The following is a 4,346-nucleotide window of genomic DNA, read 5'->3' on the forward strand; positions in this document are numbered from 1 at the left end:
ATAATATTTGCTCATGCAAACAACACATGGCAAATGACAACGGTATTTTTTAAATTCAAACGTCGTAAAACATGGAGGATGCTCAGGTACGGATGATGCCGTCTGAAAAGCTTACCGCACAACCGCGTTTTCAGACGGCCTTTTCCATCCTTGTAGCAGCATCTTGTCCCAACGGTTAAAATGCCGTTTTCAAACCGTTTTTGGGAATCCATCATGACCGTCAAAACCCGTTTCGCCCCCAGCCCCACCGGCTACCTGCACATCGGCGGCGTGCGCACCGCCCTGTTTTCATGGGCGTTCGCCCGCAAGCACAAAGGCGAATTCCTGCTGCGCATCGAAGACACCGACCTGGCGCGTTCCACCGCCGAATCGGTAAACATCATTCTCGACGGCATGAACTGGGTCGGCCTGAATTACGACAACGCCGGCAACGTGGTTTACCAAACCCGCCGTTTCGACCGCTACAAAGAAGTCATCGCCGAGCTTTTGGAAAAAGGCGCGGCCTACTACTGCTATTGCAGCAAAGAAGAACTCGAAGCCATGCGCGAAAAGGCCGAAAAAGAAGGCACGGCCACTTACGACCGCCGTTGGCGTCCCGAAGCCGGTAAAACCCTGCCGCCCGTGCCCGAAGGCATCGAACCCGTCGTCCGCTTCAAAACCCCGACCGAAGGCGTAACCCGTTGGCACGATTTGGTCAAAGGCGAAATCAGCATTCCCAACGAAGCGTTGGACGACCTGATTATCGCCCGCGCCGACGGTACGCCGACCTACAACTTCTGCGTGGTGGTGGACGACTTCGACATGGGCGTTACCCATGTTATCCGCGGCGACGACCATGTGAACAATACCCCGAAACAAATCAACATCTTGCAGGCAATGGGCGCAAAACTGCCCGAATACGCCCACCTGCCGATGATTTTGAACGAGCAGGGCAAAAAAATCTCCAAACGCAGCGGCGACACCGTGGCCATCACCGATTTTGGCGCGATGGGCATCCTGCCCGAAGCCATGCTCAACTATCTGGCGCGTTTGGGCTGGGCGCACGGCGACGACGAATTTTTCACGATGGAACAGTTTATCCAATGGTTTGATTTGAAAGACGTTTCCCCGTCCCCCAGCCGCATGGATTTGAAAAAGCTCTATTGGATTAACGCCGAACACATCAAAGCCATGCCGTCTGAAAAACTGGCGGAACCGATTGCCCCGCGTTTGGCCGTGCGCGGCATCAACGACACCGCCAAACCTGCGCTGGAAGACGTGTTGGCATTGGTGAAAGACCGCGCGCAAGACTTGAACGCGTTGGCCGACGAGTGCCTGTATTTCTACGAAAAACAACCCCCCGCCGAAGCCGACGTGCAGAAACATTGGGACGACGAAGCCCCCGCGCGGATGCTGCGTTTCGCCGACAAACTCGAAGGCTTGGCCGACTGGAACGCCGCCGCCATTCACGATTTGTTCAAACCGTTCTGCGACGAAGAAGGCATCAAAATGGGCAAACTCGGTATGCCGCTGCGCCTGGCCGTGTGCGGTACCGCCAAAACCCCGAGCGTGGACGAAGTGCTGGCCTTAATCGGCAAGGAAGAAGTGTTGCGCCGTATCCGTTCGTAATACAATAGTTGGAAATGACAAAGGCCGTCTGAAAAATATTTCAGACGGCTCTTTTTGATATGCCGTTTGCGTTATAAAACTTGACAGGCACCATGCCTTTTACAAAACCGGCCCAAAGCCGTCTGAAGCAGCCCTAAGCCACGTTTTGCGCCAGGTTTTTCACTTCCAGCGGGTTAAGTACGCTGTCGGCAAACGCCAAGCTGACGGCCTGATGTTTGGCAGAGGTGTAATAACCGCTGATGCTGACTTGGTCGCTGCCACCGAATGCACGGATTTGCAAATCGCTGCCGCTGCGGGAAAATTGTGCGTCTGCCAGTACGGCTTCCTCAAATACCAGCCTGTCGATAAAGGCATCCAAGCGGACAGAGCCGTCAAATATCATATCGCTGCCGTGGCCTTTGGCAAAAACATAGGTATCGGCTGCATTGTCGCCACCATGCAGTTCGTCGTTGCCCCCGCCGCCGTTGATGGTATCGCTGCCTGCGTAGCCGTATATTTTCTCGCTGCCGCTGCCGCCGCTGATGACATCGCTGCCGTTCCAGCCCTGCAATACCGCGCTGTCATTCCCGCCGTAAATTGCCAATGCAACTTTCTTCATTGATTCGGCATTAACAGTTTTGTCTGCAAAGACAAAATCCATCGAGCGGAAACCTGCGGATTGGAAATAATTGGCAACGGTCACGCTGTCTTCTCCACCATAGGCTTTGACGGTCAAATCATTGCCGCTGCGGCTGAAACGGGCGTCTTCGGCGTTTGCCGCTTCAAAATGCAGGGTATCGGTGTCGCGGCCGTAGTGATAGGTGGCGTCGATGACGGTATCCTTGCCGTGGCCGAGAGTAAAGAGGTAAGTATCGCTGCTGTTGAAACCGCCTATCAGGGTATCGTCGCCCGCGCCGCCCGCCAACACGTCCCGGCCGAAGCCGCTGTGCAACCGGTCGCTGCCGTCTGTTCCCGTCAATACTTGGTTTTCCCGATTGCCTGCTTCCAATACTTTCACTTCCAATAACGATGAAACGGATTTTCCCCGCCCGTCATCAGCAGTAACGGCCAGCTTCAGCGTACCGGCCTCTGCCGCCGTGCCGCTTACCGTCAGGGTATCGGCATCGAATGCCAGGCCGTCAGGAAGTCTGCTGCCGTCTGCAAGCGTGATGCGGTAATCCAGCGTATCGCCGTCCGGGTCGCTGAAGTGGCCTGCGGGCAGAGTGTATGCCCACTCCTGTCCCGTTTGTATAAACACGGTTTTCAGACGGCCTTGCGCTTCGGGGGTTCGGTTTTCGGCGGCAGTCAGGTTCAGGCCGAACATGCCGTCTGAAAAGTTTTCCACCGCGATTTGCGAAGAAAACGTTTTACCTGTCAGCAGCAGGCGGCTGCCGTGCAAATCAAGCTGCCAGCCCTGTGCGGAAGTCCAGCGGCCGGACTGTTCGGAATCTGCCGTCCATACCGCGGTATGCAGGCTTTTGCCGTCAAGCACAATCATGCCCTGTCCATCGATATCGACAATGGTCTTGGCATCGTAAGGATTTTGCAGGTCCGTACTGTCAAACGAATAAATATCGTAACCCTCGCCGCCTTCGAGCATATCGCGCCCTTTTCCTGCAACCAGCGTATCATCGCCTTTGCCGCCGTAAAGTTTGTCGTCGCCGTCACCGCCTTCCAGATAATCATGCCCTGCAACCGATGGGTCGCGGTTGTCGTCGCCCCAAAGTATATCGTTGCCTTTGCCGCCGATAACGTAATCGTTGCCGTCTTGGCCGACAACCAGGTCGTTACCGCTGCCGCCGTATAGGAAATCGGCACTGCCTCCCGCGGCCACACGATGAAACGCTTCATTCAGGGGTACTTTGGCGGTCAAGGCATAATCGTCTGTTTCACGGTTTATTTCGATTTCCCAAGCATCCATATTGGCATGGGTCAGGCTGGCACTGTTTATGCCCGTTTCCTTCCATTGGTTTCCGTCGTAGGTAAATTCGGCGGTTAATCTTGAAGCAGGCGCGGTAGAAACGGTCGGAACCAAAATACCGGGGACGAACGGCATTATCGGCGACACCACCGTATAATCAAACGAAGCCGCCGGGCTTTCCACATAAACCGATTGGCTGCGGTTGCCGAAACGCAGGAAACCGTCGCCCAAAACCACATCGTCGCCCGCACCGCCGAAAACCGTATCGCTGCCTTCGCTGCCCGTGAGCAAATCGCGGTTGGTACTGCCGTAAACCTCGTCATCGCCCTCTCCTGCGACCACCCAGTCGCCGCGTTCGGTGCTGTCCGTTTCCAAAAGGTGGCTGCCTTTTTCTTCCGAATAAATCACATCGTCGCCGGCTACGCCGTAAATCAAATCACGCCCCGCACCGCCGATAATCAGGTCGCGGTCGCCCGCCGTTTCCGAAGCAGGCTTCCCGGCCGGCACATATGCGCTGCCGTTCAACACATCGTTGCCCGCGCCGCCGTAAATACGGTCTGCACCATACGAACCGTAAACACGGTCGTTACCGCCGCCCAAATCGGCATTCAGCGAATGCGCGCTGGTGGCGAAAACAATATCGTCTTTCCGGCCGCCCGTAAGATTGGTTTCCGCATTAGGCGCAGGGTAAAACGCATTGTATAGCAAATAAACATATTATTCGATACAATTCCACCATGGCCTATTCACAAGACTTCAAACAACTCGTGCTCAAAAAACTCCGTCAAGGATGGACGATTCGTAGAGCCGCAAAAGAATTCGGCATCGCCATCTCCAC

Annotated in this window: 2 protein-coding genes; one reads left to right on the plus strand and one right to left on the minus strand. The window is 55.2% G+C overall.

From position 1 onward, the window contains the following. Window positions 1-213: 213 nt before the first annotated feature. Window positions 214-1,608 carry a glutamate--tRNA ligase gene (gene gltX / locus ACEYDX_RS04735; protein ID WP_373740883.1) on the plus strand — a complete coding sequence of 465 codons (1,395 nt, stop codon included), beginning with the start codon at window positions 214-216 and terminating at the stop codon, window positions 1,606-1,608. A gap of 133 nt (window positions 1,609-1,741) precedes the next feature. On the opposite strand, the gene ACEYDX_RS04740 is transcribed toward gltX, so the two are convergent. Further along, complete coding sequence (locus ACEYDX_RS04740) at window positions 1,742-4,216, minus strand: putative Ig domain-containing protein (RefSeq protein ID WP_373740884.1); 2,475 nt, start codon at window positions 4,214-4,216, stop codon at window positions 1,742-1,744. Between the last annotated feature and the right edge of the window lie 130 nt (window positions 4,217-4,346).

The organism is Neisseria sp. (assembly GCF_041804105.1).
Taxonomy (GTDB): Bacteria; Pseudomonadota; Gammaproteobacteria; order Burkholderiales; family Neisseriaceae; genus Neisseria.

Bases quoted from the DNA above. Each gene is read 5' to 3' on its own strand.
- gltX (WP_373740883.1), top strand. From the start codon at position 214: ATGACCGTCAAAACCCGTTTCGCCCCCAGCCCCACCGGCTACCTGCAC.